Annotated in this window: 1 protein-coding gene; it reads right to left on the bottom strand. The window is 68.3% G+C overall.

Annotated features, from left to right (window positions below; all coding sequences use genetic code 11):
• Positions 1 to 377, bottom strand: a 377-nt coding sequence (locus tag AB1L30_RS00170) for a hypothetical protein (RefSeq protein WP_367011343.1), incomplete at its 3' end; no start/stop codon positions are given.
• Positions 378 to 397 lie beyond the last annotated feature (20 nt).

Here is a 397-nt window from a genome sequence, read left to right as displayed (position 1 = left end):
CTGCGTGCCGCCTGAAACACGCCGACAAACGTTGAATTGACATCGAGCGCGAACGCATCGCGCACAAGCTGGAACTCCGCCTCGATTGTGGTCCCGGTCTCCGCGGCCAATTCCGCCAGCATCCCCCGGAACTCGGCCTCGACCGCGTGCCGGTCGTATCCGGGGACCCAGCGCCGGGTCCCCTCCAACCAGCAGATCGGCGGATCTTGATTGTAAATTTCCCCCGCGTGCAGTTGCCCCACGAACACGCTCGACCGCCCGGCCACGGGGTCCACCTGGCCGGCCAGCCGATCGTCCAGCTCGTGAAGCCGCCTCACCAGCTCCGCGCCCACCGGGATCACCCGCGGCGCCTCGGGGTCGCGCATCACTTCATGCACCGGAGGCCCCTCGCGTCGGA

The sequence above is a fragment of the Bremerella sp. JC817 genome, from assembly GCF_040718835.1.
In the GTDB taxonomy this organism is placed as follows: Bacteria; Planctomycetota; Planctomycetia; order Pirellulales; family Pirellulaceae; genus Bremerella.
Note: the sequence above shows the minus strand (reverse complement) of the source record. Positions and strands in the feature narration are given on the sequence as shown.